The sequence below is a fragment of the Cryobacterium sandaracinum genome (genome assembly GCF_004403415.1).
In the GTDB taxonomy this organism is placed as follows: Bacteria; Actinomycetota; Actinomycetes; order Actinomycetales; family Microbacteriaceae; genus Cryobacterium; species Cryobacterium sandaracinum.
In genome coordinates this window covers 85,232-111,194 of the sequence record NZ_SOGO01000035.1, presented here as the reverse complement: position 1 = coordinate 111,194, position 25,963 = coordinate 85,232, and the positions used below count along the sequence as shown (strand labels likewise).

At 69.7% G+C, this 25,963-nt stretch carries 21 protein-coding genes; 11 read left to right on the top strand and 10 right to left on the bottom strand.

Annotation, left to right across the window (positions count from 1 at the left end; all coding sequences use genetic code 11):
• The first annotated feature begins 13 nt into the window (after positions 1–13).
• The 4 genes from dapE (at position 14) to E3T25_RS13035 (ending at position 4,534) form a co-directional block, all read left to right on the top strand.
• Positions 14–1,108 (top strand): succinyl-diaminopimelate desuccinylase, encoded by a 1,095-nt coding sequence (gene dapE / locus E3T25_RS13050; RefSeq protein ID WP_134374698.1) that lies wholly within the window; start codon positions 14–16, stop codon positions 1,106–1,108.
• Entirely contained in the window at positions 1,084–2,301 is a 1,218-nt protein-coding gene (locus tag E3T25_RS13045) for a hypothetical protein (protein ID WP_241980869.1), read from the top strand. Before dapE ends, E3T25_RS13045 begins: the two co-directional genes overlap by 25 nt.
• Before the next feature lie 63 nt (positions 2,302–2,364).
• Positions 2,365–2,541, top strand: a complete 177-nt coding sequence (locus E3T25_RS13040; RefSeq protein WP_104099180.1) for a DUF3117 domain-containing protein — start codon at positions 2,365–2,367, stop codon at positions 2,539–2,541.
• A gap of 430 nt (positions 2,542–2,971) precedes the next feature.
• On the top strand, positions 2,972–4,534 hold the full coding sequence (locus E3T25_RS13035) for an HNH endonuclease signature motif containing protein (protein ID WP_134374696.1): 1,563 nt from the start codon (positions 2,972–2,974) through the stop codon (positions 4,532–4,534).
• Positions 4,535–4,834: 300 nt separating this feature from the next.
• On the opposite strand, the gene E3T25_RS13030 is transcribed toward E3T25_RS13035, so the two are convergent.
• A complete protein-coding gene (locus E3T25_RS13030; protein ID WP_104101036.1) occupies positions 4,835–5,467 on the bottom strand; it encodes an O-methyltransferase in 633 nt (210 codons plus the stop codon).
• Positions 5,468–5,553: 86 nt separating this feature from the next.
• Between E3T25_RS13030 and E3T25_RS13025 the strand changes: the two genes are divergently transcribed.
• Positions 5,554–5,934, top strand: a complete 381-nt coding sequence (locus E3T25_RS13025) for a twin-arginine translocase TatA/TatE family subunit (protein WP_104101037.1) — start codon at positions 5,554–5,556, stop codon at positions 5,932–5,934.
• On the opposite strand, the gene E3T25_RS13020 is transcribed toward E3T25_RS13025, so the two are convergent.
• Entirely contained in the window at positions 5,931–6,122 is a 192-nt protein-coding gene (locus E3T25_RS13020; RefSeq protein ID WP_134374694.1) for a hypothetical protein, read from the bottom strand. The two genes, E3T25_RS13025 and E3T25_RS13020, sit on opposite strands and share 4 nt — an antisense overlap.
• A 404-nt stretch (positions 6,123–6,526) precedes the next feature.
• Here E3T25_RS13020 and ppk2 point away from each other — a divergent pair, with 404 nt between their 5' ends.
• The gene (gene ppk2, locus E3T25_RS13010) at positions 6,527–7,492 is read left to right on the top strand and encodes a polyphosphate kinase 2 (RefSeq protein WP_241980867.1); all 966 of its coding nucleotides are present in this window, start codon (positions 6,527–6,529) and stop codon (positions 7,490–7,492) included.
• A gap of 41 nt (positions 7,493–7,533) precedes the next feature.
• Here ppk2 and E3T25_RS13005 read toward each other — a convergent pair whose 3' ends face one another.
• From E3T25_RS13005 to E3T25_RS12990, 4 genes are read right to left on the bottom strand one after another with little or no spacing between them, the layout of a single operon-like run.
• Positions 7,534–9,084, bottom strand: coding sequence for a succinic semialdehyde dehydrogenase (locus tag E3T25_RS13005; protein WP_104101039.1), 1,551 nt, complete (start codon positions 9,082–9,084; stop codon positions 7,534–7,536).
• Positions 9,085–9,142: 58 nt separating this feature from the next.
• Positions 9,143–10,309: an Mrp/NBP35 family ATP-binding protein gene (locus tag E3T25_RS13000; RefSeq protein ID WP_134374690.1), complete on the bottom strand. Its 1,167-nt coding sequence runs from the start codon at positions 10,307–10,309 to the stop codon at positions 9,143–9,145.
• Positions 10,302–10,898: a DUF1003 domain-containing protein gene (locus E3T25_RS12995; protein ID WP_104101041.1), complete on the bottom strand. Its 597-nt coding sequence runs from the start codon at positions 10,896–10,898 to the stop codon at positions 10,302–10,304. Before E3T25_RS12995 ends, E3T25_RS13000 begins: the two co-directional genes overlap by 8 nt.
• Positions 10,885–12,216 carry a magnesium transporter MgtE N-terminal domain-containing protein gene (locus tag E3T25_RS12990; protein ID WP_104101042.1) on the bottom strand — a complete coding sequence of 444 codons (1,332 nt, stop codon included), beginning with the start codon at positions 12,214–12,216 and terminating at the stop codon, positions 10,885–10,887. Before E3T25_RS12990 ends, E3T25_RS12995 begins: the two co-directional genes overlap by 14 nt.
• A gap of 54 nt (positions 12,217–12,270) precedes the next feature.
• Between E3T25_RS12990 and E3T25_RS12985 the strand changes: the two genes are divergently transcribed.
• Complete coding sequence (locus tag E3T25_RS12985; RefSeq protein WP_104101043.1) at positions 12,271–12,852, top strand: YflT domain-containing protein; 582 nt, start codon at positions 12,271–12,273, stop codon at positions 12,850–12,852.
• Between the two features lie 16 nt (positions 12,853–12,868).
• On the opposite strand, the gene E3T25_RS12980 is transcribed toward E3T25_RS12985, so the two are convergent.
• The gene (locus tag E3T25_RS12980) at positions 12,869–14,425 is read right to left on the bottom strand and encodes an aminopeptidase P family protein (RefSeq protein WP_166784986.1); all 1,557 of its coding nucleotides are present in this window, start codon (positions 14,423–14,425) and stop codon (positions 12,869–12,871) included.
• A 460-nt stretch (positions 14,426–14,885) separates the two neighbouring features.
• Between E3T25_RS12980 and E3T25_RS12975 the strand changes: the two genes are divergently transcribed.
• Entirely contained in the window at positions 14,886–15,755 is an 870-nt protein-coding gene (locus E3T25_RS12975) for a PHP domain-containing protein (RefSeq protein ID WP_104101046.1), read from the top strand.
• A 137-nt stretch (positions 15,756–15,892) separates the two neighbouring features.
• On the opposite strand, the gene E3T25_RS12970 is transcribed toward E3T25_RS12975, so the two are convergent.
• The gene (locus E3T25_RS12970; RefSeq protein ID WP_134374688.1) at positions 15,893–17,470 is read right to left on the bottom strand and encodes a DEAD/DEAH box helicase; all 1,578 of its coding nucleotides are present in this window, start codon (positions 17,468–17,470) and stop codon (positions 15,893–15,895) included.
• 207 nt (positions 17,471–17,677) lie between these two features.
• Here E3T25_RS12970 and E3T25_RS12965 point away from each other — a divergent pair, with 207 nt between their 5' ends.
• Positions 17,678–18,385 carry a ferritin-like fold-containing protein gene (locus tag E3T25_RS12965; RefSeq protein WP_241976719.1) on the top strand — a complete coding sequence of 236 codons (708 nt, stop codon included), beginning with the start codon at positions 17,678–17,680 and terminating at the stop codon, positions 18,383–18,385.
• 25 nt (positions 18,386–18,410) lie between these two features.
• Here E3T25_RS12965 and E3T25_RS12960 read toward each other — a convergent pair whose 3' ends face one another.
• Together E3T25_RS12960 and E3T25_RS12955 are read right to left on the bottom strand one after the other, a co-directional pair.
• Positions 18,411–18,719, bottom strand: coding sequence for a hypothetical protein (locus tag E3T25_RS12960; protein WP_104101049.1), 309 nt, complete (start codon positions 18,717–18,719; stop codon positions 18,411–18,413).
• A gap of 6 nt (positions 18,720–18,725) precedes the next feature.
• On the bottom strand, positions 18,726–18,950 hold the full coding sequence (locus E3T25_RS12955; RefSeq protein WP_104101050.1) for a DUF3107 domain-containing protein: 225 nt from the start codon (positions 18,948–18,950) through the stop codon (positions 18,726–18,728).
• Positions 18,951–19,048: 98 nt separating this feature from the next.
• On the opposite strand from E3T25_RS12955, the gene E3T25_RS12950 reads away from it, so the two are divergent.
• Together E3T25_RS12950 and E3T25_RS12945 are read left to right on the top strand one after the other, a co-directional pair.
• Entirely contained in the window at positions 19,049–22,363 is a 3,315-nt protein-coding gene (locus E3T25_RS12950; RefSeq protein ID WP_134374686.1) for an ATP-dependent helicase, read from the top strand.
• Complete coding sequence (locus E3T25_RS12945) at positions 22,360–25,800, top strand: ATP-dependent DNA helicase (RefSeq protein WP_134374684.1); 3,441 nt, start codon at positions 22,360–22,362, stop codon at positions 25,798–25,800. The genes E3T25_RS12950 and E3T25_RS12945 overlap by 4 nt, the downstream gene beginning before the upstream one ends.
• Positions 25,801–25,963: the final 163 nt, after the last annotated feature.

Sequence of the window (25,963 nt, the reverse complement as noted above, 5' to 3'; positions counted from 1 at the left end):
CTAGGTTAGTAGAGTGCCCCAAAACACCGTGAACCTGGACCTGTCCGCGACCTCGATCGAGCTCACCCGGGCGCTCTGCGACCTCGAGTCGGTGTCCGGTAACGAGGCCGCCATCGCAGACGCGGTGGAACGCGCGCTGGCCGGGTACCCGCACCTCGACATCTTCCGCGACGGCGACACCGTCGTCGCCCGCACCAACCTGGGTCGGGCCCAGCGCGTGATCATTGCCGGCCATCTCGACACGGTCCCGCTGAACGACAACCTGCCGACCCGGTTCGAGACCATCGATGGCGTCGACTATCTCTGGGGCCGCGGCACCGTCGACATGAAGGCCGGCGTGGCCGTGCAGCTGAAGCTGGCCGCCGAACTGACCGCGTCCAGCGTCGACGTAACGTGGATGTGGTACGACCACGAGGAGGTTTCCGACGACCTCAACGGCCTCGGCCGCGTCGCCCTCAACCGGCCCGACCTCTTCGCGGGGGACTTCGCTATCCTCGGCGAGCCCACAAACAGCCAGATCGAGGGTGGCTGCAACGGAAACGTGCGCGTGGAGATCCGCACCTTCGGGCTGCGCGCCCACTCCGCCCGCAGCTGGGTCGGCGACAATGCCATCCACAAGATCGGGCCCGTCATCGACATCCTGGCGGCCTACGAGCCGCGGCAGGTCGAGGTCGAAGGCCTCGTCTACCGCGAAGGCCTCAACGCCGTCGGCATCGGCGGCGGCATCGCCGGCAACGTCATCCCCGATGAGTGCATGGTGCACATCAATTATCGGTTCGCCCCCAGCCGCACCTCGGCGGAGGCCATCGTGCACCTGGAGGAGCTCTTCGCGGGCTACGAGATCACCGTCGTCGACCGGGCCGAGGGTGCCCGGCCGGGCCTGGATGCCCCGCTGGCCCTGCAGTTCCTGACCGCGGTCGGCGGCGAGGCCAAGCCCAAGTACGGCTGGACGGATGTCGCCCGCTTCTCCGCCCTGGGCATTCCCGCCGTCAACTACGGCCCCGGCGACCCACTGAAGGCCCACGCCGACGACGAACGCGTCGCCCTGGCGCAGATCACGGACTGCGAGGACGGCCTTCGCGCGTGGCTGACCACAAGCGTCGGGTAGCCGTGGCGTCGTCCGGCTGGAAGGCCGGCTACCGGCTCACGCCGTGGTGGGCCCTGGTCGCCCTGATCTGGGCCGCGTCCCGGCTCGTCACGACCACCCTGGTGCTACTGCTTGCGAATGTGCAGGGCGCCAACCCGTGGACGGGCGTGTCACCCGGCTACGCGGAGTTCGCGAACATGTGGGACGCCCGCTGGTACAACATCGTCGCCGTCGCGGGCTACCCGTCGACACTGCCGCTCACCGCCGGCGGGGAGATCGCGGAGAACGCCTGGGCCTTTATGCCCGGCTACCCGGTGGTCGTGCGCCTGCTGATGGTGCTCCTCGGGCAGCCGTGGGCACCCGTGGCCGTATTCGTGTCCCTGGCCGCCAGCCTCGGCGCCGCCCTGCTGTTCTACCGGCTGATGCGCACTGTACAGGCCTCCGGGACGGCGTTGTTCGCGGTGGTGCTGTTCTGTGTGGCCCCGCTGTCGCCCGTGCTGCAGTTCGGTTATGCCGAGTCGCTGTACCTCTTCCTGCTCACGTTGGCTCTTCTCCTGCTGCTCGAGCGGCGGTATGTGCTGCTGTTCCCGGTGATCGCCGTGATGGCGCTGACCCGGCCCAGCGGCCTGGCCTTCGCGCTCGCCCTGGGGCTGCACGTCGTGCACCGCTGGCTTGCCCGGACACAAGACCCGTTTTCGGTGCGCGAACGGTTGCTGGCGTCATCCGTTGCCGTGTTCAGCGGCATTTCCGGCCTGGCCTGGCCGGCCATCGCCTGGATCGCCACGGGGTCGATCACCGCCTACACCGACACCGAGCTGGCCTGGCGGTCGGCCTACATCGGCTACCAGGAACTCGTTCCGTTCACCGCCTGGTTCCAGGGCGGTGTCTGGTGGCTCGGGATGCCGCTGGGCATCATCGTTGTCTCGGGGCTCATCCTGGCGTTCGGCCTGACCCTGTTGCTGCCGGCGGTGCGCCGACTGGGCACTGACCTGCGGTTCTGGCTCGCCAGCTACGGCCTCTACCTGCTAGCGGTGTTTTTCCCGCAGTCGAGCACCTTCCGCCTGCTGATGCCGATGTTTCCGTTGTTGGGTGCCGTGGCGCAGCCGCGGAGCGCCGTCTACCGGGTGGGCATCGTGCTGCTGTTCATCGCCGGACAGTGGGGCTGGCTCCTGCTGTGCTGGGGGGTCGACGGAGCGGACTGGACACCTCCCTAATTACAGTCTCAGCCCGTAATGGCAGATAATAGAAGTTCAGACGAATGAATGGAAGGGGAGTTCATGGCGGCCATGAAGCCAAGGACCGGAGACGGGCCAATGGAGGCTGTAAAAGAGGGGCGCCTTATCATCGTGCGTGTTCCGCTCGAAGGTGGAGGTCGACTTGTCGTCTCTGTGAACGACGCTGAAGCCAAAGAGCTTCACGATGCCCTCGCCGGTGTAGTCCAGCCGACCGTATAGTTCCAGGATCGGCCGCGCAGCTCAGGTTGTGCGGCCGATCTTTTTTGCCGACCTGGAGCGGATGGGTTTCCCGCGGACAGCCGTCGCACCGCCCGTCGGAGGTACCCGTCACCGGGCCCGCCACCCGCATCCGTCGGCACGTAAACGCTGAGAATCTTAGGAAACGCCGGTTTGGGCGCCATCAGTTCCGGCGTGTCGCGTATTTCTCCGAGTTGACGTCACGACGGATGCCCCGGGCTGGCTGCGCTCGCCGCCGGTGGTTGAGCGTGCCAAAACCCGGCAGTCCAGCCTGCAAACCCGCGCCGCACCATCCGTGCCCCGCGCCGCCACCTCCTCCTGTCACCGAATCAATTAGAACAGGAAAACGAAACTCAACAGTTATATTCCCTCAGCTATTGACTCCAACTTGGAACGTGTATACGATATAGGTATGGCTGGAGCCCCCACTCCGCACCACTCCACCGCCTCACCGCAGGGGGTGCCGTCCCTCGCGCAGGCACCCCTCGCGCAGGCACCCCGTGCACAGTCACCCCTCGTGCAGCAGCTGCAGCAGGCCCGTGATCTGGCCGCGGCCGCGCTCGACTCGGTGTCTTTCTCCCTCCTGGGCGAGGCGGACGCGATGATGGTGCTGGGCACGGTTGAAGACCTCGGCCGTCGGGTCGATGCGGCCAGGGTCGCCTCCGCCGCTGACATTTCGGTGCGGTCCCGGCGCATCCTCGGCCACGAGTCCCTCGCGTATACGAACGGGGCCAGCAGCGGCATCGATCTGATCACCCGTCTGACCCGCGTCTCTTCCCGTGAGGCGAACCGGCGGGTGCGCCTGGGCGAGAACGTCACGCCGCGCCGGGCGGGCACCAGCATGTTGCCGCCCTACTACCCGGCCGTGGCGGACGCCCTCACCGCCGGGGACCTCGGCGTGGACGCGGCCGAGAACATCGTCACCGCCCTCGACCAGGTCGCGGCCCGGGTCGCGCCCGACGACCTCGGCACTGCCGAACGTGCCCTGGTGGCCAGTGCCACCGGCGCCGTCACCGACGAAACCCGCGGCCTGCCCGGGGAGGGGTTCGCGTTCCCCGCGGACCTGGTGCGGGGCATGGCCAGCCAGTGGCAGGCTCGCCTCGATCCCGACGGCACCGCCCCCAACGAGCCCGTCGCCGAGGCCCGCAGCACTGTCGGGTTCGGGCTCTTCCGCGACGGTCTCTACCCGCTCCGCGGCGGAGTCACCCCGGAGCTCCGCGGCATCATGAACGCCATCTTCGACACGTATCTCTCCGCTCACGCGGCGCCCAAGTTTCCGACCGAAGAAGAACAAGCGCGCATGGCGGCCGGGCAGCTGATCCCGGGCGCGGAGGCCGCGGCCCTCAGCGACGACCGTAACGGGGGTCAGAAACGCGCCGACATCCTCCGCGGTGTGTTCGAAGCCGCCACCCGTGACCCGGGGACCCCAACCATGGGCGGCGCCGCCCCCACCGTCATGATCCACGTCAACCAGGCCGACCTGACCGCCGACCATGGGGTGGGCTGGATCGACGGCGTCGAAGCGCCGATCTCGCTGACAAGTGTGAAGCAGGCGCTCTGCGCCGGCGGATTTCAGGAGATCCGGTTCGGGCCGCACAACAAGGTCCTCAGCCTCAGCACCGAGAATCGTTTCTTCAACCGGGCCCAACGCCGCGCCATCGCCGCCCGCGACGGCGGCTGCACCATCCCCGGCTGCACCGTGCCCGCCGCCTGGTGCGAAGTACACCACGTCACCCCCTGGCACCGCGGCGGAAAAACCGAAATCGACAACGGGGTCCTGCTGTGTTGGTACCACCACCACAGCATCGACACCTCCGGCTGGAACATCCGCATGATCCGCGGCACACCCGAAGTCCGGGCACCCTACTGCTACGACCCCACCCGCACCTGGCGGGCCGCGGAAGGGAACCCGGCCAACCGGGCACGGGCACGGGCACGGTCTCGGCCTCGGCAGGCTCGACCAACGTCAGGGTGAGTCCCCGGGATCGGGTCACCGGTCTCGTCCGACTCGACCGACGTCAGCTTAAATCCCCGGCCGCGAGCGACCTGAGCCCGGTGGTCGAGGTCGTCGAAACCAGGCGGGCCATCTTCCGAACCCGGCCCGGGGCATCCGTTAGCGCGGGCGGCGACAACGGATGCCGGTGTGTGGGCCTCCGGAGCCGGCGCACCGGGTCTCGACAGGCTCGACGACCGACAGGCTCGACGACCGACAGACTCGACCACCGATCGGCTCGACCACCGATCGGCTCGACCACCGGAGGGTGTGCTCGACCGTCTAGGCGCGGAGCTTGGTGATCTGCAGCAGGCCGTCGCCCACAGGGGAGAGGGCACTGATGACTGCGGTGGACGAGGCGATGACGGTCAACAGGGTGCGGAAGCCGGTCGCCACATCGTCGCGCTGGGCCGGGTTGGCCACGCGGCCGCGCCAGAGCGCGTGGGCCACGAGCACGGTTCCGCCCGGGCGGGCCAGGCGCAGAGCATGCTCGACATACTCGATCACACACTGCGGATCGGCGTCGACGAACACAATGTCGTAGGAGTTCTCGTTCATGCGCGGCAGTACATCCGCTGCCCGGCCCGTGATCAGGCGTACCCGGTTCGCGGGGATGCCGGCTTCGGCGAAGTTGGCTTTGGCGTGCTGCTGGTGGTCGACCTCGGTGTCGATCGAGGTGAGGGTGGCGCCGGGGGCGCCGGTGAGCAGCCAGATGCCGGAGACGCCGGCACCGGTGCCGACCTCGAGAATGCTCCGGGCCCCGGTGGCGGCCGCGATCACGGCCGATTGAGCGCCGACCGCCGGAGAAATCGCGTCGATTCCGAGTTCGAGGGACTGCTGTCTGGCCCGCGCCACAGCGTCGGACTCCACGACTGAGTCGTCGGAGAATTTCCAGTTCAGATCTTTGTCAGACACAGCGCAACTCCAGTAGATGAATGGGTCAAGCCTAAGGGGGGCCGGGCATGGTCCGGGGAGGCCTCGCCGGGGGTTATTCTGGGGGAATGTTCGGTTTGACCTTCGAGAAGATATTACTGATCGGGATTGTCGCCGTCTTCCTGCTCGGACCCGAACGGCTTCCCCACTATGCCGCCCAGCTCGCCCGTCTCGTGAAGCAGCTCCGCAACCTGGCCAACGGGGCCAAAGACCGGATGCGGGACGAGATGGGCCCGGATTTCGACGACGTCGACTGGAAGAAACTCGACCCGCGTCAGTATGACCCGCGCCGCATCATCCGTGAAGCTCTCACCGACGAAGACGAGCTGAAAGGCCAATCGGCGACCGTGTCGCGGGCGGTGCCGAACCCCGACGGCGCCTATCTGCAACGCAAGCGCGCCAGGGAGGCCGCCACGCTGCCGGCGCCCTTCGACTCCGAAGCCACTTAGCCACTTTGCCACGCAGCCACGAAGCCACGCGGCCAAACGAACCAGGTGACGAGCACACCGGACGCGGCGTATTCGAGCTGGCGGACGTCGGGAACGGGTACGTTGGGCAGGTTGGTCAGGTTGGGCAGGCCGGGCACGTCGGGCACGTCGGGCACGTCGGGCACGTCGGGCACGTAGACCCGCGACACGGGCCGAGTGCGCTCGGATCGTGTTCCCGACCGCTGCGATGACCTCGCCGGACAGCCCGAATGACGAGAAGTCCTCGTCGACCACGATCAGGCGCCCGGCCGGAAGGAGCGATGCGCGGAAGGTCCCCTGGTTGGCCGCACCCTCGCCGGTGTCCGCCACGGCCGCTCGGTCGTCGCCCAGCCGGGAAAGGGCGACGGCCTGTCCGACGGCGGGCGGTAGATCGTCGGCGATGATTCTCGAGCAGGAGAAATGCGTGCCGGGGTCGAACAGGTGTATGTGCCACTCGAGGCTGAGGCCGAGGGCCGGGCGGTGAGCGGCGCAGTGCGCACCAGAATATGCAGGCCGGGCCATACGGGCGATGCGTGCACGCTACGCTGAACCCACGTATCTGAGGAGTGTGACCGTGTCGAAGCCGTCGAACACCCACGCGAAGCCCAAGCGGGTGCCGCTGCCCGTCTACTCCGCCGAGTTGCGCAATCTGCAGACCGAGTTGGTCGCCATGCAGGAATGGGTCAAGGAGTCCGGGGCCCGCATCGTCGTGATCTTCGAGGGCCGGGACGCGGCCGGCAAGGGGTCCGCGATCAAGCGGGTCAGCGAGTTCCTCAATCCCCGCGTCGCCCGGATCGTCGCCCTGCCGGTGCCGACCGAGCGCGAGCGCGGCCAGTGGTACTTCCAGCGGTACATCGAACACCTGCCCTCCACGGGTGAGATCGTGCTGATGGACCGCTCCTGGTACAACCGCGCCGGCGTCGAACACGTGATGGGGTACTGCACCCCCGACGAGTACCGCCGGTTCCTGCACCAGGCGCCCCTCTTCGAACGGATGCTGGTCGAAGACGGCATTCTGCTCGTCAAGTACTGGTTCTCGGTGTCCGACACCGAGCAGGAGAGGCGGTTCCGGTCACGGCTGAACGACCCGATGCGCCGCTGGAAGCTGTCCGGGACCGACCTTTTCTCGATCACGAAGTGGGTCGATTATTCCCGCGCCAAAGACGAGATGTTCGTGCACACCGATCTGCCGGAGGCCCCATGGTGGGTCGTCGAGAGCGAGGACAAGCGGGCCGCGCGCCTCAACATGATCAGCCACCTGCTGTCGATCGTCCCCTACACGCATCGCGAGCCGCCCCAGGTGACCATTCCGACTCGCCCCGCCGGCTCGGAGTACGAGCGCCCGCCGCGCGAGCTGAACCGGCCAGTGCCGGACATCACGACCACGCTGGGAAAGCCCACGGTGAAGCCGAAGGGCAAGGCCAAGATCAAGAAGAACGCGAAGAAGGCGACCAAGGCGGAGGCGGCGAAGCTGGCGCCGGAGAAGGCGGCCCAGCAGGCGGCCCAGCAGGCGGCGGCGTCGGCCAAGCTGTTCGTCTGAGCCGGGTTCGCGGAGCCGGGTCACGGCTCTGCTGCCCGGGGTCAGCGGCGGCGGATGCCCTTCAGCACGGCCGCCAGCAGCAGCATCGGCCCGGCCAGCCGCTCGAAGTCGTGGCCGGTGCGCGGCAGCTGCACGAGACCCGTCGGACGCGCGATGGTGACGGCGTCCACGAACCTGAGCAGTCCCTCCGGGCCGTTGCGTCGGCCGAGACCGGACTGCTTCAGGCCGCCCATCGGGGCCGCCACCGAGGAGAACGACCCGCGATAGCCCTCGTTGATGTTCACGCTGCCGGCCTCGAGGGCCCCGCCCACGCGCAGAGCCCGCCGCACGGAACCGGAGAACACCGACGCGTTCAGCCCGTAGTCGCTGTCGTTGGCGGCCAGGATGGCCTCCTGCTCCGAGTCGATCACGGTGACCGCGACCACAGGGCCGAACGTTTCGCCGGCGAAGCACTCCATCGCCGGGGTGACCCCGGTCAGCACGGTGGGTTCGTAGAAGAACGGTCCCAGGTCGGGGCGGGCGCGGCCCCCGACCTCGACCGTGGCGCCGTGGGCGACCGCGTCGGCCACCTGCGCGCTCACCCGGTCCAGCTGGGCCTGCGAGGTGAGGGAACCGACGTCCGTCGTGTAGTCGTAGTCGGCGCCGAGCCGGAGCGACCGGGTGACGGCCACGAATTCGTGCAGGAACGCGTCGGCCACACCTCGCTGCACGAAGATGCGCTCAATCGACACGCAGAGCTGGCCCATCGCCGTGAAGCAGGCCGGGGCCGCGTCGGCGGCCGCGCGGGCCGGGTCGGCGTCGTCAAGCACGATCAGCGGGTTCTTGCCGCCCAGCTCGAGCGAGACGCCGGTGAGGTTGCCGGCCGCCTGCGCCGCCACCCGCTTGCCCGTCGCGGTCGACCCGGTGAAGCAGACGTAGTCGGCCTCCGCGGTGACCGCCCCGCCGATCTCCGCGCCGTCGCCGACGACCACGGCCCAGAGCTGCTCGGGCACGCCGGCGTCGATGAATGCCTGACGCAACGAGAGGATGCTCAGCGCACCCTGGTCGTCGGCCTTCTGCACCACGCCGCAGCCGGCGGCGAGGGCCGGCACGACATCCATGGCGGCGAGGCTGAGCGGGTAGTTCCACGGGGTGATCACGCCCGCGATGCCCTTGGGCCGGTAGCGCACAGTGGCCGTGATGACGAGCGGGATCGCGGAGTGGCGGCGCCCGCCGCGCAGCACGCGCGGCGCGGCGAGGGCATTGAAGCGGGTGACGCCGGCGGCCTGGAAGACCTCCTCGAAGGCCTGGCCGCGGGTTTTTCCGGTCTCCGCCTGCACGGTGTCCTGCAGCAGCCCGCGTCGCTCGAGGATCAGGTCGTGCGCGCGCAACAGGATCGCTCGGCGCCGTGCGAACCCGGCCCGCACCCAGGCCAGCTGGGCCAGGCGTGCCTGCGCGTAGGCCGCCTGCACGTCGGGCAGCCCGCTGACGGGCAGCTCGTGCAGTACCTCCCCGGTGAAGGGCGCGATCACGGTGACCGTGGCTCCCGTCGTGGAACGTATGGAGCGGGTGAGAGTCGTGATCCCGGCAGGGTCGAGGGGGGAGGCAGGCATGCCGAAAGTCTAGGTGGGGGCGGCGCGTGCGCTCCGCCGCGGCGCCGGTGCGGCGACGCTACTTTGGGGTGATGCCGAGGCTCAATCCGGAGAGGCCGCGCGCCCGGGTGGCGAGGCGGTCGGCAACCAAACGGATGGCCACGGCCGCGGGGTCGGTCGGGTCGCCGTGCACCACGGGCACCCCGGTGTCCCCGCCACTGCGGAGCGGCACGCTGAGGGGAACCTGGGCGAGCAACGGTACGGGGAACTCGTGCCCGGCGCCGAGCCGGCGCGCGACCTCGGCGCCACCCCCGGAACCGAACAGCTCCAGCACCGTGCCGTCGGGCTGCACGATCCCGGCCATGTTCTCGATCACGCCGTAGATGGTCTGGCCGGTCTGCCGGGCCACGACACCGCTGCGTTCGGCGATGTCGGCGGCGGCCGGTTGCGGGGTGGTGACGACGATGACCTCGGCCTGGGGCAAAAGCTGCCCGACCGAGATGGCCACGTCGCCGGTGCCCGGCGGCAGGTCCAGCAGCAGGATGTCCAGGTCGCCGAAGTAAACGTCGGTGAGGAACTGGGTGATCGTGCGGTGCAGCATCGGCCCGCGCCAGGCGACCGCGACGGAACCGTCCTCCACGAACATGCCGATCGAGATGACCTTCACGTCGAAGGCGATCGGCGGCAGGATCATCTCGCCGACCTGGGTCGGCTTGACCGCGGCTGACTTGCCCGTCTCGGGGGAAGGCGGGGTGACCAGGCCGAGGAGTCCGGGGATGGAGAACCCGTAGACATCCGCGTCGACGATGCCGACCCGCAGGCCGCGCTCGGCCAGGGCCACGGCCAAATTCGCGGTGATTGTGGACTTGCCGACCCCGCCCTTGCCGCTGGTGATGGCGTAGACCCGGGTGAGCGAGTCCGGGCCGAATTGGTTGCTGCGGGCTTCCTTGCCGCCGCGCAGCTTCTCCGTCATCGCTCGGCGCTGCTCGCGCGTCATCACGCTCACATCCACGGTCACGTTGCCGGGGCCGGCCACGGACTCCACGGCGCGCAACACATCGCGCTCGATCTGCCGGGCCGCCGGGCAGCCGGCGATGGTGAGACGGATGCCCACGAGGGCGCGGCCGTCGACGATCCGCACCCCGGAGACCATGTCGAGGTCGGTGATCGGCTTGCGGATCTCCGGGTCGATCACCCGGGCCAGGGCGGTGAGCACCTGGTCGGCGGAAAAGAGGGGCTCAGGCACTGGGCGATCGCTCCTCGCGGTCGCGGTCTCGCTCGCGGTCGCCCTTGCGGAGGCGTTTCCGGGTCTGCTTGTCCGGGTCTTCGCGCTCTTCCAGGTTGTCGAGAAGGGCGCGCAGCTCGGAGCGGAGGAAATCGCGGGAGGCGAGGTCCTTCATGCCGAGGCGTAGCGCCACCACCTCCCGGGCGAGGTATTCGGTGTCGGCCAGGTTGCGTTCGGCGCGCTGCCGGTCCTGTTCGAACTGCACCCGGTCTCGGTCGTCCTGGCGGTTCTGCGCCAGCAGGATCATCGGGGCCGCGTAGGAGGCCTGCATCGACAAGACCAGGGTCAGTGCGATGAAGCCGAGCGACACGGAGTCGAAGCGCCACTGCACCGGTGCGAGCGTGTTCCAGGCGATCCAGCTGACGGCGAAGAACGTCAGCCCGAGCAGGAACCACGGCGTGCCCATGCCGCGGGCGATGGCCTCGGTGAACCGGCCGAAGCGGTCGCGGCTGGGGCGGTCGCGGCTACGCCGGCGCTTGCGGCCGAGGGCGGGCGTGCGCACACCCTTGGGGGAGTCGAGGCGGAGATCCGCTCGGTTAGCTCGGGCCATTGCCGGTCCTCCGTCCGTGGTGCAGCGGGATGCTTCCCGTGGTCAGTTCGGTGCGGGCCTCGGCCCGGCGGCGCACGTCGTCGTTGCCATCGTGGCTGCGCCAGTCGTCGGGCAGCAGATAGTCGAGGACGTCGTCAATCGTCACCACCCCGACGAGTCGGTGGTTCTCGTCGACCACGGGCACGGAGACGAGGTCATAGCTGGCGAGGATGCGGGTGACCTCCGCGGCCGAGGTGTCGGCGGTGACGGGATCAAGACCCTGGTCGAGCAGTGTGCCGAGGCGTTCGTGGGGCGGGTAGCGCAGCATCCGTTGGAAATGCACCATGCCGAGGAAGCGGCCGGTGGGCGGCTCGTAGGGCGGGAGGGTGACGCAGATGGCCGCACCGAGGGCCGGCGCCAGGTCGTGGCGACGGATGAGCGCGAGCCCCTCCGCGACCGTGGCATCGGCCGAGACGATGATCGGTTCGGTCGTCATCAGGCCGCCGGCGGTGTCGGGGGCGTAGGTGAGCAGGAAGCGCACGTCGTCCGCTTCCTCCGGCTCCATCAGGTCGAGCAGCTGTTCGCCGAGCTCTTCCGGCAGCTGCGCGATCAGGTCGGCGGCGTCGTCGGGCTGCATGTGGTCGAGCACGTCGGCGGCGCGGGCGTCGCCGAGCCGGGTCAGGATGCTGACCTGCTCACTTTCCGGCATCTCCTCGAGGGCGTCGGCGAGACGGCCGTCCGGTAGCTCGCCGGCAACCTCGTGCATGCGCTCCGGCGGGAGGTCGAGCAGGGTATTCGCGAGGTCGGCGGGCTTGAGGTCGGAGTAGGTGGCGATGAGCTGCTCGGCCGACTGGGCCTGGCCCTCGGTGGTCTGCTCGCGCACCTCGGCCCAGTCCGTGAAGGTCGTGGCGCCCTTCGCGAAGAGGGACAGGCTGGTCTTGGGGCGGCGCACGAAGAGCTGGCTGATCGCCCAACCGCCCTGGGGGAGCTCCTCGATCGAGACGTCTTCGATGGTCGCCTCACCGGAACCGTCGTTGAAGACCACCGTGCGCCCGAGCATCTCGGCAATGACGCGCACCTCTCCGCCGCGCTGCTCGAAGCGGCGCACGTTGATCAGACCGGTGGTGATGATCTGACCCGAACCGATGCTGGTGACGCGCCCAATGGACACGAAAACGCGGCGTTTGCCCGGGATCTCCACGATCAGGCCGACGACGAGGGGCGGGTCGTTTTTTCGGTAGACCACCAGCACGTCCCTGACCTTGCCCACACGGTCTCCCGCGGGGTCGAAAACGGTACACCCGGCCAAACGGGCAACGAAGACTCTGGTGGCAGACACAGATCAAATCTAGGCCACCTTCAGGGCAGATCGGTCCTGTGAAAGAATGGACTCATGAGCAATCAGAACCCCTTCGGCGGGCGCAGGGCCGCATTGTTCCCCGTTTTACCCAAGGGGGAGGTGCTCGCGACATACGCCACCTATGGCGAGGCTCAGGAAGCTGTGGACACTCTGGCGAAGTCCGACTTCCCGGTGAAGCAGGTCTCCATCCTCGGCAACGACCTCAAAACCGTCGAGCGGGTCACCGGCAAACTCACTTGGGGGCGCGTCGCTCTCGCCGGTGCGGCCTCCGGCGCCTGGCTGGGCGTGTTCTTCGGGCTGCTGTTCTTCATCTTCTCGCCGGATGGCGCGGGCCTGCCGTTCGTATTCGCCGCGGTGATGATCGGCGCCGGGTTCGGCATGCTGTTCGGGGTCGTCAGTGCCGCGCTCAATCGACGTCGCCGCGACTTCACATCGACCATGCAGGTGATTGCCAGTACCTATCAGGTGATCGTCGACGGCACCCTGGTCAATCGGGCCCGGAACCTACTCGCCGGGCTCGCTGAGGCCGAGCAGACGGTGCCGGCCCCGCCGCATCCGTCGGAGCCCCCTCGCGTCGAAGAGCCGCCCGCGGCTCCGCAGCATCCGCTGCCCTGACAGTCCGCGGTCAGGTTTAGGTGGTGAGGGCGGCGATCCAGGCCTCGACCTCCTCGACGGTGCGGGGGATGCCGGCCGACAGGTTCTCCGGGCCGTCCGCGGTGACCAGGATGTCGTCTTCGATCCGCACGCCGATGCCGCGGTACTCCGCAGGCACCGTCAGGTCGTCGGGCTGAAAGTAGAGGCCGGGTTCGATCGTGAACACCATTCCGGGCTCGATCACGCCGTCCATGTACATCTCGCGGCGCGCCTGCGCGCAGTCGTGCACGTCGAGGCCGAGGTGGTGGCTGGTGCCGTGCACCATATAGCGGCGGTGGTGGCCGTTGTCGGGCAGCAGGGCTTCCTCGGCGGTGACGGGCAGCATGCCCCATTCGGCCGTGCGGCGCGCGATGACCGCCATCGCCGCGGCGTGCACGTCGCGGAACACGGCGCCGGGACGCGCCATGGCGAACGCGGCATCCGCTGCCTCGCGCACGGCGTCGTAGACACGGCGCTGCACGTCGGTGAAGGTGCCGTTCACCGGGAGGGTGCGGGTGATGTCGGCGGTGTAGTAGCTGTCGACCTCGACGCCGGCGTCGATCAGGATCAGGTCGCCGGGCACGACGGCGCCATCGTTGCGGGTCCAGTGCAGGATGCAGGCGTGAGGGCCGGACGCGGCGATCGTGTCGTAGCCGACCGCGTTGCCGTCGGACCGGGCCCGGGTGTTGAACACGCCCTCAACGAGCCGTTCGCCGCGGTGGTGGGTGCTCGAGCGGGGCAGGTCCCGGATAATGTCCTCGAAGCCGCGGGCCGTGGCGGCGACGGCGAGGCGCATCTGGGCGATCTCGTAGGAGTCCTTGACCAGGCGCAGCTCCGACAGGCCGCGGGCGAACTGCTCGTCGGCGGCATGGTCGCCGTTGATCTCGAGGCTGAACGGCGAGTCGGAGGCGTCGGTCGTGAGCACCTTCTCCGCCGCGAATCGGAGGCGGGCTTCGTCGACCTCGGTGGTGAAGAGCGGGTCGGCCTCCCGCAGCACGAGGCTCTCGGTGTCGATCGTGTTCATGACCAGGGCAAGGTCGGCGATGCCGCGCACCGGCACGCCGAGGTCGGCGGCAACCTGGGCGACCCCGGGGCGTGGGCCGATCCAGAATTCGCCGATATCGGGGTTTGCGTAGAACTCGTCCGAGTCGCGGCCGGCCCGCTCTCGGAAGTAGAGGGTGGCGTCGTGACCGGTCGCTGTGGGTTCGAGCACCAACACGGCGCCGGGCTCGGCGTCGCTGCCCCAGCCGGTGAGGTGCGCAAAGGCCGAGTGCGCGCGGAACGCGTAGTCGGTGTCGTTGGAGCGTTGCTTGAGACGACCGGCGGGGATGATCAAACGCTGTCCGGGGTGCATTGCGGAAAGGAGTTCGCGGCGGGCGGCCGCGAAGCGCGCCTGCTCGCGGGCGAGCGGTAGCTCTTCGGTGCGCTCGGCCCAGTCGTTGGAGATGTACGCCTTGAACCCGGCCGAACCGGGGGTGGTGGAGCGGTTCTCGTTCGATCGGGGAGCAGGGGTGATCGCGGTTTCGCTGGAAGTGGCCATGGCCCATTGTCCCATTGAGCTAGGAGGTTGGGCGAGGGTGGCCACGATCGGGCGGTGATCGCTGCCTGCGCCGTCTTCCGCCTTGATCACGCGCAGGCCCTGCACCTGCCAGTTCGCGGTGGCCAACGCGTGGTCGATCGGCGAGCCGAGCAGGGCCGGCGCGAAAGTCGGCCAGGTGCCGACGGCGCCCGCACCGGTCGCCGGTCCGGCCTCGTCGCTGACCGTGTAGTCGCCCAGGTCGGAGCTGATCATTAGGGTCGTGGAGCGGGCCTTGGAGATCTGGTCGAAGGCGATGGTGTCTACCCACATCGGACGTCCGCCCTCGCGCATGGCTTCGGCGACGGCCTCACCGGTGGCCTCGGTGGTTTCCGGCAGGGTGACGATGTCGGCGTTCTGGCCGAGGGCGAGTCGGCGATGGCGGCGGCTGGGAACCCCGCGGGACGGTCCGGGTCCGTCGCACAACTAGCATGGGGGAATGCTTGGTGCTCGACGATTCCGCGGTCCGATCGACCTGCACACGCATTCGAGCGTGTCGGATGGCACGGAGACCCCGTCGCAGCTCGTGCGGGCCGCCGCCGCGGCCGGCCTGGGCACGGTCGCACTGACCGACCACGATTCGACCGCCGGCTGGGCCGAGGCCGGTGTTGCCGCCCGCACCGCCGGACTCACACTCATCCCCGGCATGGAATTCAGCACCCGGGTGGGCTTCTCCAGCGTGCACCTGCTCGCGTACCTGTTCGACCCCTCCAACGCCGGCATCGTGGCCGAAACCGCCCGGGTGCGGCAGGCCCGGCTGGTGCGCGCCGAGCAGATGGTGGAGCGCATCGGCGTCGACTACGCCCTGACCTGGGAAGACGTGCTCGCACAGACCACGCCGGATGCGACGGTCGGCCGCCCGCATATCGCCGACGCACTGGTGGCCCGCGGGTTCGCGCTCACGCGGAGCGAGGCCTTCGCGGGAATCCTGCACTGGGAGGCCGGCTACTACCAGCCCCACTACGCGCCGGACCCGCTGCGGGCCATCACCCTCGTGCGCGCGGCCGGTGGGGTGCCGGTCATCGCACACCCGGCGACGCGCGGGGCGGTCGACGTCATCCCTGAAGCGAAACTGGCCCGGTTGGCCGAGGCCGGCCTTTTCGGGCTCGAACTCGAGCACCGTGAGAACAGGCCCGAGGCGAAGGCCCACCTCTACGCGCTCGCCGAGAAGTACGGACTCTTCGTCACCGGGTCCAGCGACTACCACGGCGAGGGCAAGCCGAACCGCCTGGGCGAGAACACGACGACGCCCGAGGTGCTCGAGCGCATCATCGGACAGGGAACGGGCTCGCCGCCCGTCTACGGCTGACGCCGCCCACCCTAGGGAACCGGGCGCGCGGTCTACCATGCGCCGCGAGCCCTATCGTGAGCCACCGCGGAGTCAAACGAAAAGCGCCCCCGCCGAAGCGGAGGCGCTTACGGCCGAAACTGCCGTGCAGGGGGTGCCTAGCTGGGGGTGCCGGCCTGCGGGGCGTGGCGACGCGTGCGGCTTCGACGCCGCGGGGCGCTGTTGCCGTCGTGGTGCTCGGCGCCGCCGCCGTCGTGAGTGCCGGCGGCCGGGGTGATGACCGGGGCATCCGGGTTGGTGGTCGCGCTGACCCGGGTGCGCGAGCGCGGCGGGCGGCTGCCGGCCAGTTCGCCGGAGTGGCTCGCGCCCGAGCGTGCGGCGTCGGTGTGACCGGCGCCGGAGCGACCGGCGCCCGAGCGCGAGGAGTCGCCACCGGTGCGGCCCCCGCCGGAACGGCCGAAGTCAGAGCGGCCCGAGTCGGAGCGGCCGGCGCCGCCGGTGCGGCCTGCGCCACCCGTGCGTGCGGCCGAGGCGGCGGTCTCTCGGATGGGCGAGGCGCGGAGGCGACCCTTCGACCCGGCCGGGATGTTCAGGTCGGCGTAGAGGTGCGGCGACGACGAGTAGGTCTCCATCGGAACCGGCGTGCCGAAGTCGAGCGCGTTGTTGATCAGCGTCCACTTGTGCATGTCGTCCCAGTCGACGAACGTGACCGCAATGCCGGTCTTGCCCGCACGGCCGGTGCGTCCTACGCGATGCAGGTAGGCCTTCTCGTCCTCGGGGATGGTGTGGTTGATCACGTGAGTGACGTCGTCCACGTCGATGCCGCGTGCGGCGACATCCGTGGCGATCAGGATGTCCTTCTTGCCGGCCTTGAAGGAGGCCATGGCGCGTTCACGCTGTTCCTGGTTGAGGTCACCGTGCACGGCCGTGGCGTTGAAGCCGCGATCTCCGAGCTCCTCGACCAGTTTGGCGGCGGCGCGCTTGGTGCGGGTGAAGATCACGGTCTTGCCGCGGCCCTCGGCCATCAGGATGCGGCCGATCACCTCGTCCTTGTCCATGTTGTGTGCGCGGTAGACCAGGTGCTCGATGTTGGCCTGCATCAGGCCCTCGTCGGGGTCGGACGCACGGATGTGGATCGGGCGGTTCATGAACCGGCGCGCCAGAGCGACGATCGGGCCCGGCATCGTGGCCGAGAACAGCATCGTGTGGCGGGTGGACGGCGTCTGCGAGAACAGCTTCTCGATGTCGGCGAGGAAGCCGAGGTCGAGCATCTTGTCGGCCTCGTCGAGCACCATCTCGCTTACGTTGGCGAGGCTGAGCAGGCGCTGGCTGGCGAGGTCGAGGAGCCGGCCGGGGGTGCCGACGACGATCTGCGCGCCGGCCTTGAGCGCCTCGATCTGACCTTCGTACGCCTTGCCGCCGTAGATGGAGACAACCTTGGTGTTGCGGTTGCTGGAAGCCATCTCGAGGTCTTCGGAGACCTGCACGCACAGCTCGCGGGTCGGGACGACGACGAGTACCTGCACGCCGGGTGCGGGGTCGAGCCCGAGTCGCTGAATGATCGGAAGGCCGAAGCCGAGGGTCTTGCCGGTGCCGGTCTTGGCCTGGCCGATGATGTCCTGGCCGCTCAGGGCGAGGGGGATGGTCTGCACCTGGATGGGGAAGGGCTCGATGATGCCTTTATCAGCGAGAGCCTGAACCATGTCCTGGTCGATGTTGAGTTCGGAGAAAATCACGAATTATTGCCTGTCATTAGCTGGAAGCGGGATGCGCCCGTCTTTTGCTTCGGGCACCTGGCCATCGATCCATGCCGATAGCGTGGTCCCAGCCTATCGGGCGGCCCTGTGAAGTCTCTTATACCGGACCCGGACGCGCCGATTCGCCCAGCATGGGCCGGAACCCGCGGTGGCGGCACGACACTGTTCTAAGCTGGGCCTGTGATCATGTGGACCGATGGGCGCAAGAAGCGCGTGGAGGCACCCCGGCAACCGGCGCGGCGGGCACGTCAGTCGACCACGAAAATGGACATCGCCGGTTTCACACCGGAGTTGCTGCCCTACTTCGGCCAGGCGGCGTACTTCCAACTCGGCATGTTCGAGAACCTCGCCCTGGCCATCGCGATCGCTCCGGACCTCACCGCGAAGGAGGCGCTGAGCGTCGCCGCCGGCCGGGCCCTCGCCAAGCACCAGGGGCTCGTGGCCGAGATCCGCCGCCGCGGCGGTGAGCCGTCCGAGGTGATGGCCCCGTTCGCGCCCCACCTCGACGCGTTCCGCGAGCAGACGGCCGGCGCCGACTGGAACGAACTGCTGCTCAGCTGCTATCTCGCCGGGGGACTGCTCGACGACTTCTTCATCCGGCTGTCCGACGGGCTGCCCGGCGATGTGGGCCCGCGGGTGGCGCACCTGCTTGGCCAGGACGCCGGCACGGAGGTTCTCGTCACCCACCTGAAGGCCGCCATCGGCGCCGCCCCGGCGCTCGGGTCGCACCTGGCCCTGTGGGGACGACGCCTGGTCGGGGACACCCTGCTGGTCGCCCGCTCGGCTCTGCCGATGGAGGGCATCACCGCAGCGGAGTCCCGGATCGAACCCGTGTTCACTGAGCTCATCGCCGCGCACACGCGGCGCATGGACGGACTCGGCCTGACCGCCTGACCGCCGGCCGCACGGGGAGCCTTCGTCACGCGCGGGCCGGGTGCCCGTCGCGCATCAGGGTGTGCAGCATCCGCTCGTCGCCGGCGGTGCGCGTGCGCACCAGGGCCAGGTCGGCTGCGACGGATGCCAGTGCGGTCACCCCGAGGGTGACCCACCAGATCCAGCCACCGTCCAAGGGCGCGCCGAGCCAGCTCAGCGCCACCCAGACGACGGACGCGACCATGGTGCCGATCGCCGGGACGAGGACTGCACCGTGTGCGCGGCGCCCCGGAATGGCATACCGTGCGGCAATCCCCAGAACCGCACCGCCGAGGGCGATGAAGAGCAGTTCCACGGTTGGTCAGGCGACGAAGCCGACGCGGCGGGACTCCTCGGAGCCCAGCTCCACGTACGCGAGCCCGACGGTCGGAACGATGTAGACCTTGCCCTTGCTGTCGGAGAGCTTCAGGTACCCGGTCTGCCCGGCGAGGGCGGCAGCGACCGTTTCCTCGACCTCGTTCGCGGGCTGTGAGGTCTCGAAGCCAATCTCACGGGGAGAATTGAAGATGCCAATGCGGATATCCACCAGATGCGCCTTTCGTTGCCTAAGCGCCCAGATTACGACAGAACCGCGCACCGGGCCGACATCGTTCACTGTCGGCGCAACCCGTTACGTTTGAAAACGTGACAACCCTGGGACTCCCGCTCCGTACCGAGCAAGAAACGGTCGTTCTCGACGACTCGCAACGCGCCGTTCTTGCGCTGGTAGCGCAGCCTGCCCTGCCCGGTGGTCGACGCCACACCTCGGGAGTCAGCGCCTCCGTGATCGGCGCACCCGGCACCGGCAAGACCACCACGCTGGTCGAACTCGTCGCCGAGTGCGTGCGGGGCCACGGGTATTCGCCCAGCGAGGTGCTTGTGCTGGTGCCCACTCGCACGGGAGCGACGGCCCTGCGTGACCGGCTTGCGCTGCGCCTCGGCGTGCCCACCAACGGCCCGCTGGCCCGCACCGCGAACTCGGTCGCGTTCCAGATCGTGCGGGATGCCCTGGCCCGGGCGGGAGGCGCGGCTCCCACCCTGCTCACCGGCGGCGAACAAGACCAGATCATCGCGGAGCTGCTCGAGGGGCACCGGCAGGACCACGCCGAAGCGCAGCAGGCCGAAGCGCAGGGCGGGTCGCAGCACATCGAGTCACACCCTGAGTCGCGGCACGCCGCACCGGACTGGCCCGACAGCCTCGGCGCCGACGTGCGCAGCCTGCGCGGGTTCCGCACGCAGCTGCGCGACCTGATGATGCGCGCCGTCGAATACGGCGTCACCCCGGAGGCGCTCGCGGCTCTCGGCCGCAGCGAGCAGCGCCCGGAGTGGGTGGCCGCGGCCGAGTTCATCCGCGGCTACGACGACGTGAAAGACCAGTCCCGCCCCGGCCAGTACGACTCCACCGAACTGGCCCAGTTCGCCGCGGCCATCGTGGCCCGGGCCCCGGCCGGTTCCGCGGCGCTCGGCTCGCTCGGCAGCCTGCGCCTGATCCTGCTCGACGATGCGCAAGAACTTACCCAGGCCAACCTGACCCTCCTCGCCCAGTTCGCGGCGCGCGGCGTGGGCGTCATTGCGTTCGGCGACCCCGATATCAGCACCGGTTCCTTCCACGGCGCCCACCCGGATGCCCTCGGCCGGCTGGGCGCGTACCTGTCCGGCGCCGTGCTGCCGACCCTGGTTCTCAGCACGGTGTACCGGCACGACGCGGCCATCCGCGGGGTGGTGCGGGGTCTCACGCACCGGATCGGCGCGGCCTCGGCCGGCAGGCAACGGTTCGCCGTCAGCGTGGCTGACCCGGCCGCGCAGGCAGTCCAGCCCGAAGGGCAGGCGGACCAGGCCGAGCCTGCCGGGGAGCCGAACCCCGTGCAGACCATGCTCGCGGACAGCCCCGCCGACCAGCTCGCCGTGATCGCCCGCCGGCTGCGGGAGCGGCACGTGCTCGGCGGCATTCCGTGGGGTCAGATGGCGGTCGTCGTGCGCAGCGGCTCGCTCGTGCCCGCCCTGTCCAAGGGGCTCGCCGCGCTCGAGGTGCCCACCCAGGTGTCGTCGGCGCAGACCGCGCTCCGCGACGATTACGCCGTGCGGGCCTTCATCCTTGCGCTCGAAGTGACCCTGGGCCGCACACCCCTGGGGCCCGAGGAGGCGACCCTGCTGCTCCGCGGCCCGCTCGGCGGCCTCGACCCGATCACCCTGCGGCGCCTGCGTGCCGCGCTGCGCCAACAGGAACTCAGCAGTGACCGGAACCGCTCCGCCGACGAGCTCCTGGTGGAGGCCCTCGGCGACCCCGGCCTGTTCGCCGCCATCGACAACCGCACGGCCCGCCGGGCCGCCAGCTGCGGGGAGAGCCTTCGGGCGGCCGCCGTGGAATACGCTGCCGGCGCCACGATCGAGGAACTGCTCTGGGGTCTCTGGCAACGAAGCGGCCTCGCCCGGGAGTGGAAGGACCAGTCCACCGGCACGGGCATCGTCGCCGACGAGGCCAACCACAACCTCGACGCCGTGGTGGAGCTCTTCTCCGCCGCGCAGCGCTACGTGGAGCGCACCCCGGCCGCCCCGCCGGTTTTGTTCCTCGAACACCTTGTCGACACCGACGTGCCCGAAGACACCCTCGCCCCGCGCGCGCTGGGCGACGCGGTCATCGTGTCCACCCCGAGCGGCCTGATCGGCCGCGAATTCGACGTCGTCGTCATCGCCGGAGTGCAGGAGAACGTCTGGCCCGACCTGCGCATCCGTGGTTCGCTGCTCGGAGCCGACGACCTGGCCGCGCTCGCCGCCGGCCGGCGCCCGGAGGAGGCCGGCGCCCGCACCACCGTGCTGCACGACGAGCTGCGCATGTTCGCCCAGGCGACCAGCCGCGCCCGCAGCGAACTGCTGGTGACTGCCATCGACAACGAGGAAAACCAGCCGTCGGTCTTTTTACGGCTGCTGCCGAAGCCCGCACCGCGCACGGCTCCGGAGCCCGGCGACATCAGCCGCTACCCGCTCTCCCTGCGCGGCCTGGTGGGCCGGCTCCGCCGGGATTTGACCCGGGGCACTGCGGCCCACGGCGACGAGGCCGCGAGCCGGGCCACGGATGCCGCAGCGACCCTGGCCCGGCTGGCCCGGGAGAACGTGGTCGGTGCCGCCCCCGACCAGTGGTACGGCCTGAACGAGCCCAGCACCGTGCGCCCGCTCAACGACCCGGAGGCCGGCGATGCCCCGGTGCGCGTCTCGCCGTCGCGGATGGCGGCCTTCGAGACCTGCCCGCTGCACTGGGTGATCGGGCAGGTCGGCGGCGGCACGTCCAACACCGCCGCGAACCTCGGCACGATCATCCACAAGGTGATGGAGGACTCCACCACTCATAGCCCCGACGCGCTCTGGAAGGGCGTCGAGGCGCGCTGGGGTGAGCTTCAGTTCGACGCCGACTGGCAGTCCCGGGTGCAGAAAGTCGAGGCGCGCGCGCTGACCGACCGGCTCGCCTCCTACCTGCTCGACTTCGAACACGGCGGTGGCAGCCTGCTCAGCGCGGAGGGCACCTTCCAGCTCGACGTCGACGGCGCCGTGCTGTCCGGCACGGTCGACCGGGTCGAGCGGCTCGGCGACGGGCGGGCGGTCATCGTCGACCTGAAGACGGGCCGCGGCGACCCGATCAGCGACGCCGGGGTGGCCCTGCATCCGCAGCTCGGCGCCTACCAGCTCGCGTTCAGCGAGGGTGCCATCGAGGGCATCCCCGCCGGAATGCCGCTCGCCGGCGCTCGCCTCCTGATCGTGTCCAGCGGCACGGTCAAGCAGAATTACCGCAATCCCACCCAGTCCACCTTCACCCCTGAGGAGCTTGCGGCCTTCCGCAGTCGGGTCGGTTGGGACGCCGCCGGCATGGGCGGCGCCACCTTCCTCGCCGAAATCAGTTCCCACTGCCTCGACCCGCGCTCGCACGGGTCCTGCCGAATCCACGTCATCAAGCAGGTCAGCTCATGAACCAGTCCGTCACCCCGCCGCCCATCTCGGCCCGCCAGATCGCTGCGACGCTGGGCATGTTCCCCCCCACGGATGAACAGCAGGCCGTGATCGAGGCGCCGTTGACGCCCACCCTCGTGGTGGCTGGGGCCGGCAGCGGCAAGACCGAGACCATGGCCAACCGGGTGCTCTGGCTGCTCGCCAACGGGCACGCCCGGCCCGACCAGATCCTCGGCCTCACCTTCACCCGCAAGGCCGCCGGCGAACTGTCCGAGCGCATCCGCGACCGCATCGACCAGCTCGACGCGCAGGGGCTGCTGCCGAAGCCGCCGGCGCCCGCGGCGGGGGTGGTCACGATCGATTCCTCCGACCTGTTCAACATGCCCACGGTGTCGACGTACAACTCGTTCGCCAGCCGCCTGTTCACCGACAACGCCCTGCTCCTCGGGCGCGAACCCGAGTCGGTGCTTCTCAGCGAGACCAGCGCCTGGCTGCTGGCCCGCCGAGTGGTGATCGAGCACGGCGACAGCCGGCTCGTACCCTTCGGCAAGAAGCTCGACGCGGTGACGGATGCCGTGCTCGCCTTCAGCCGTTCCCTCGCCGAGAACCCCCCGCCCGTTGTTCCAGGCGTTCCGGCCGCGCCGCACGACTTGACCGGCCTCTCCGCCGGCTTCGGCTATCTGCGAGACCTGCCCTACGGCAACCCGCGCAAAAAGATCCCGTATGCCTCGGTCGCCGAGTCACTCGCGGCGGTGGAGCCGCTGCCGGTTCTGTTCGAGCTCGCCGAACGCTTCGCAGTGGAGAAGCGCCGGCTCGGGCTGATCGAGTTCTCCGACCAGGTGGCTCTCGCCCTGCAGGTCTGCCAGAAGACCCTGCAGGTCGTCGCTCGCTACCGCGACCAGTACCGGGTGGTGCTGCTCGACGAATACCAGGACACCTCGGTGCTGCAGACCGAGCTGCTGCACACCCTCTTCAGCCGGCATCCGGTGATGGCCGTCGGTGACCCGCACCAGTCCATTTACGGCTGGCGCGGGGCCAGCTCGGCGAACCTGCTGGGTTTCTCGCAGAGCTTCGCCGGACTCTCCAACCGCCAGTCGCCGTCGATGAGCCTCTCCGTCACCTGGCGCAACCCGGTCACGGTGCTCGACACCGCGAACGCGCTGGTGGCGCCGCTGAGCGAGGCGCTCCGGGCCCGGCCCGACGGCATCCAGGTCGACACCCTCGCGGTGCCGGCCGGTAAGGCGAACGGGCGGGTCGAGGCGTCGATGCTGGAGACCATCGCCGACGAGGCCCGGGTCGTGGCGGACTGGTTCGCCACGCGCCTCACCAGCGGCACTGACAAGTCCGGCGCGATGCTCTTCCGGGCCCGGCGCGAGATGGAGTTCTTCGCCGAGGTGCTGCGGGAGCAAGGCGTCCGCGCCCACGTGCTCGGCCTCGGCGGCCTGCTCTCCACCCCGGAGGTCACCGACGTCATCTGCGTGCTGCGGGTCGTGCACGATCCCGCCGCCGGCAGCGAACTGGTGCGACTGCTCGCCAGCGGTCGCTACCGGGTCGGCCCCCGCGACCTGCAGCACCTCGCGGCCGTGGCGCGCTGGCTGGCGGCACACGACTGGGCCCAGCAGGCGGTGACACAGGAACTCAAAGACAAGATGCGGGCATCCGTCGCCGTCGACGAGGGCGCGTCGCTCGTCGACGCCCTCGACTTCGTGGCTGCCGCCCCCGAGACCCACGGGCAGCTCGCGGGCTTCAGCGACACCGGCCGGGCCCGGGTGCGGGCCGCCGGCCGCCAGCTGGCCTGGCTGCGCGCGCGGGCCGGCCTGCCGCTGCTGGACTTCGTGCGGCTGATCGAGCAGGAGCTCCTGCTCGACGTGGAACTTGTCGCCAACGAGGCCAACGGCCTGGGCCTCGCGAACCTCTACGCTTTCCACGACACGGTCTCCGCCTTCCTTGCCAGCGACGAGGTCGGCAGCCTCGCCGGTTTCCTGCGCTGGCTGGGCAGGGCCGCCGCCTTCGACGACCTGGGCCCGCGGATCGAGCCGGGCGAGAGCGGCACCGTGCAACTGCTCACCATCCACGGGGCCAAGGGGCTCGAGTGGGACTATGTGGCCATCCCCAACCTGACCGAGAAGAGCCTACCGGCTCAGACCCGGGACGGGGCCGGCTGGCTGAAGTTCGGCGAGCTGCCCTACCCGTTCCGCGGCGACCGGGCCGAGCTGCCCGAGCTCGCCTGGCAGGAGCATGAGACCCAGCTGTCGTTCGACACAGAATTTCAAGCCTACAAAGAGCAGCTCGCCGCCCGCCACGACGACGAGGAGCGGCGCCTGATCTATGTGGCCACGACCCGCGCCCAGGAGGAGCTGCTGCTCACCGGATCGTACTGGGGCGGCGGCAGCACCGTGCGCGCCCCCAGTCGGTACCTCGAAGAGCTCGCCGAGGCCGGGCTGATCGCCGCGCTGCCGGAGGGCAGCGAGCACGACGAGAAACCCGACACCGGGGAGGGCGTCGACGAGCACTGGCCCTTCGACCCGCTCGGCACGCGGCGGCCCCTCGTCGAGGCCGCGGCCGCCCGGGTGCGCGCCGAAGCGCAGAGCGAACGCGACACACGGTGGTCCCACGCGGTCACCCTGCTGCTCGAGGAACGGATGCTGCGCCTCGCCGGCGCGGGCGCCGTCCCGCTGCCCACGCGCATTCCGGCTTCCCGGTTCAAGGACTACATCGACGACCCGGTGGGGGTGGCCGCCGCCCTGCGCCGCCCCATGCCCGAGCGACCGTACCGGGCCACCCGGCTGGGCACCCTGTTCCACTCCTGGGTGGAACAGCGCGCCGGCGGGGCGTCGGGCGGCGACCTGATCGACGCGGACGAGAGCGAACTGGACCTCGGTGACCAGGGCAGCGACGACCTCGACCTCGACCTCGACCTCGACCAGAACCAGCCGCTGGAGCAGGCCCAGCTCGAACGGCTGCAGCGCACCTTCGAGCACTCGCCGTGGGCGTCGGTGCAGCCCGAAGAGGTCGAGATCGAGATCCACCACGTGCTGGCCGGGCAGGTCTTCGTGTGCAAGCTCGACGCGGTCTACCGCACCGAGACGGGCTACCAGGTCGTCGACTGGAAGACCGGCCGGGCGCCTTCGAGCGCCGCGGACCTCGAGCTAAAGCAGACCCAGCTGGCCCTGTACCGGCTCGCCTATGCGCGCTGGAAGGGCATCGACCCGGAGATCGTCGACGCGGTGTTCTACTTCGTCGCGGACGACACGATCGTCGCCCCGGACCGGCTCTACTCCGAGGAGGACCTGGTGCGGGCCTGGTCGTCCGTTCGATTGAAGGCGGTATCGCCCACGGTGTCGAGCGCGCCGGTGGTGGCATCGTCGGCCGATGACGATGACGACGAGCCTGGACCCGAACCGGAGCCGGCCTCGTCGTCGTCCTCGAACTCGCCGCCGAACTCCGACAGGTTGTAGGCGTCGGTGTGCATGGAACCACCCAGGTCGCGGCGGGGGATGCCGCGCGGTGTGGACTTGAGCATGCTCTCCACCCCGGCAACATCGAGGATCGGGCCGGTGGCCGGTGACAACGGATGCGACGTAGCCTGGTGCACGTTGTCCACCAGACCGTCGAGCATGG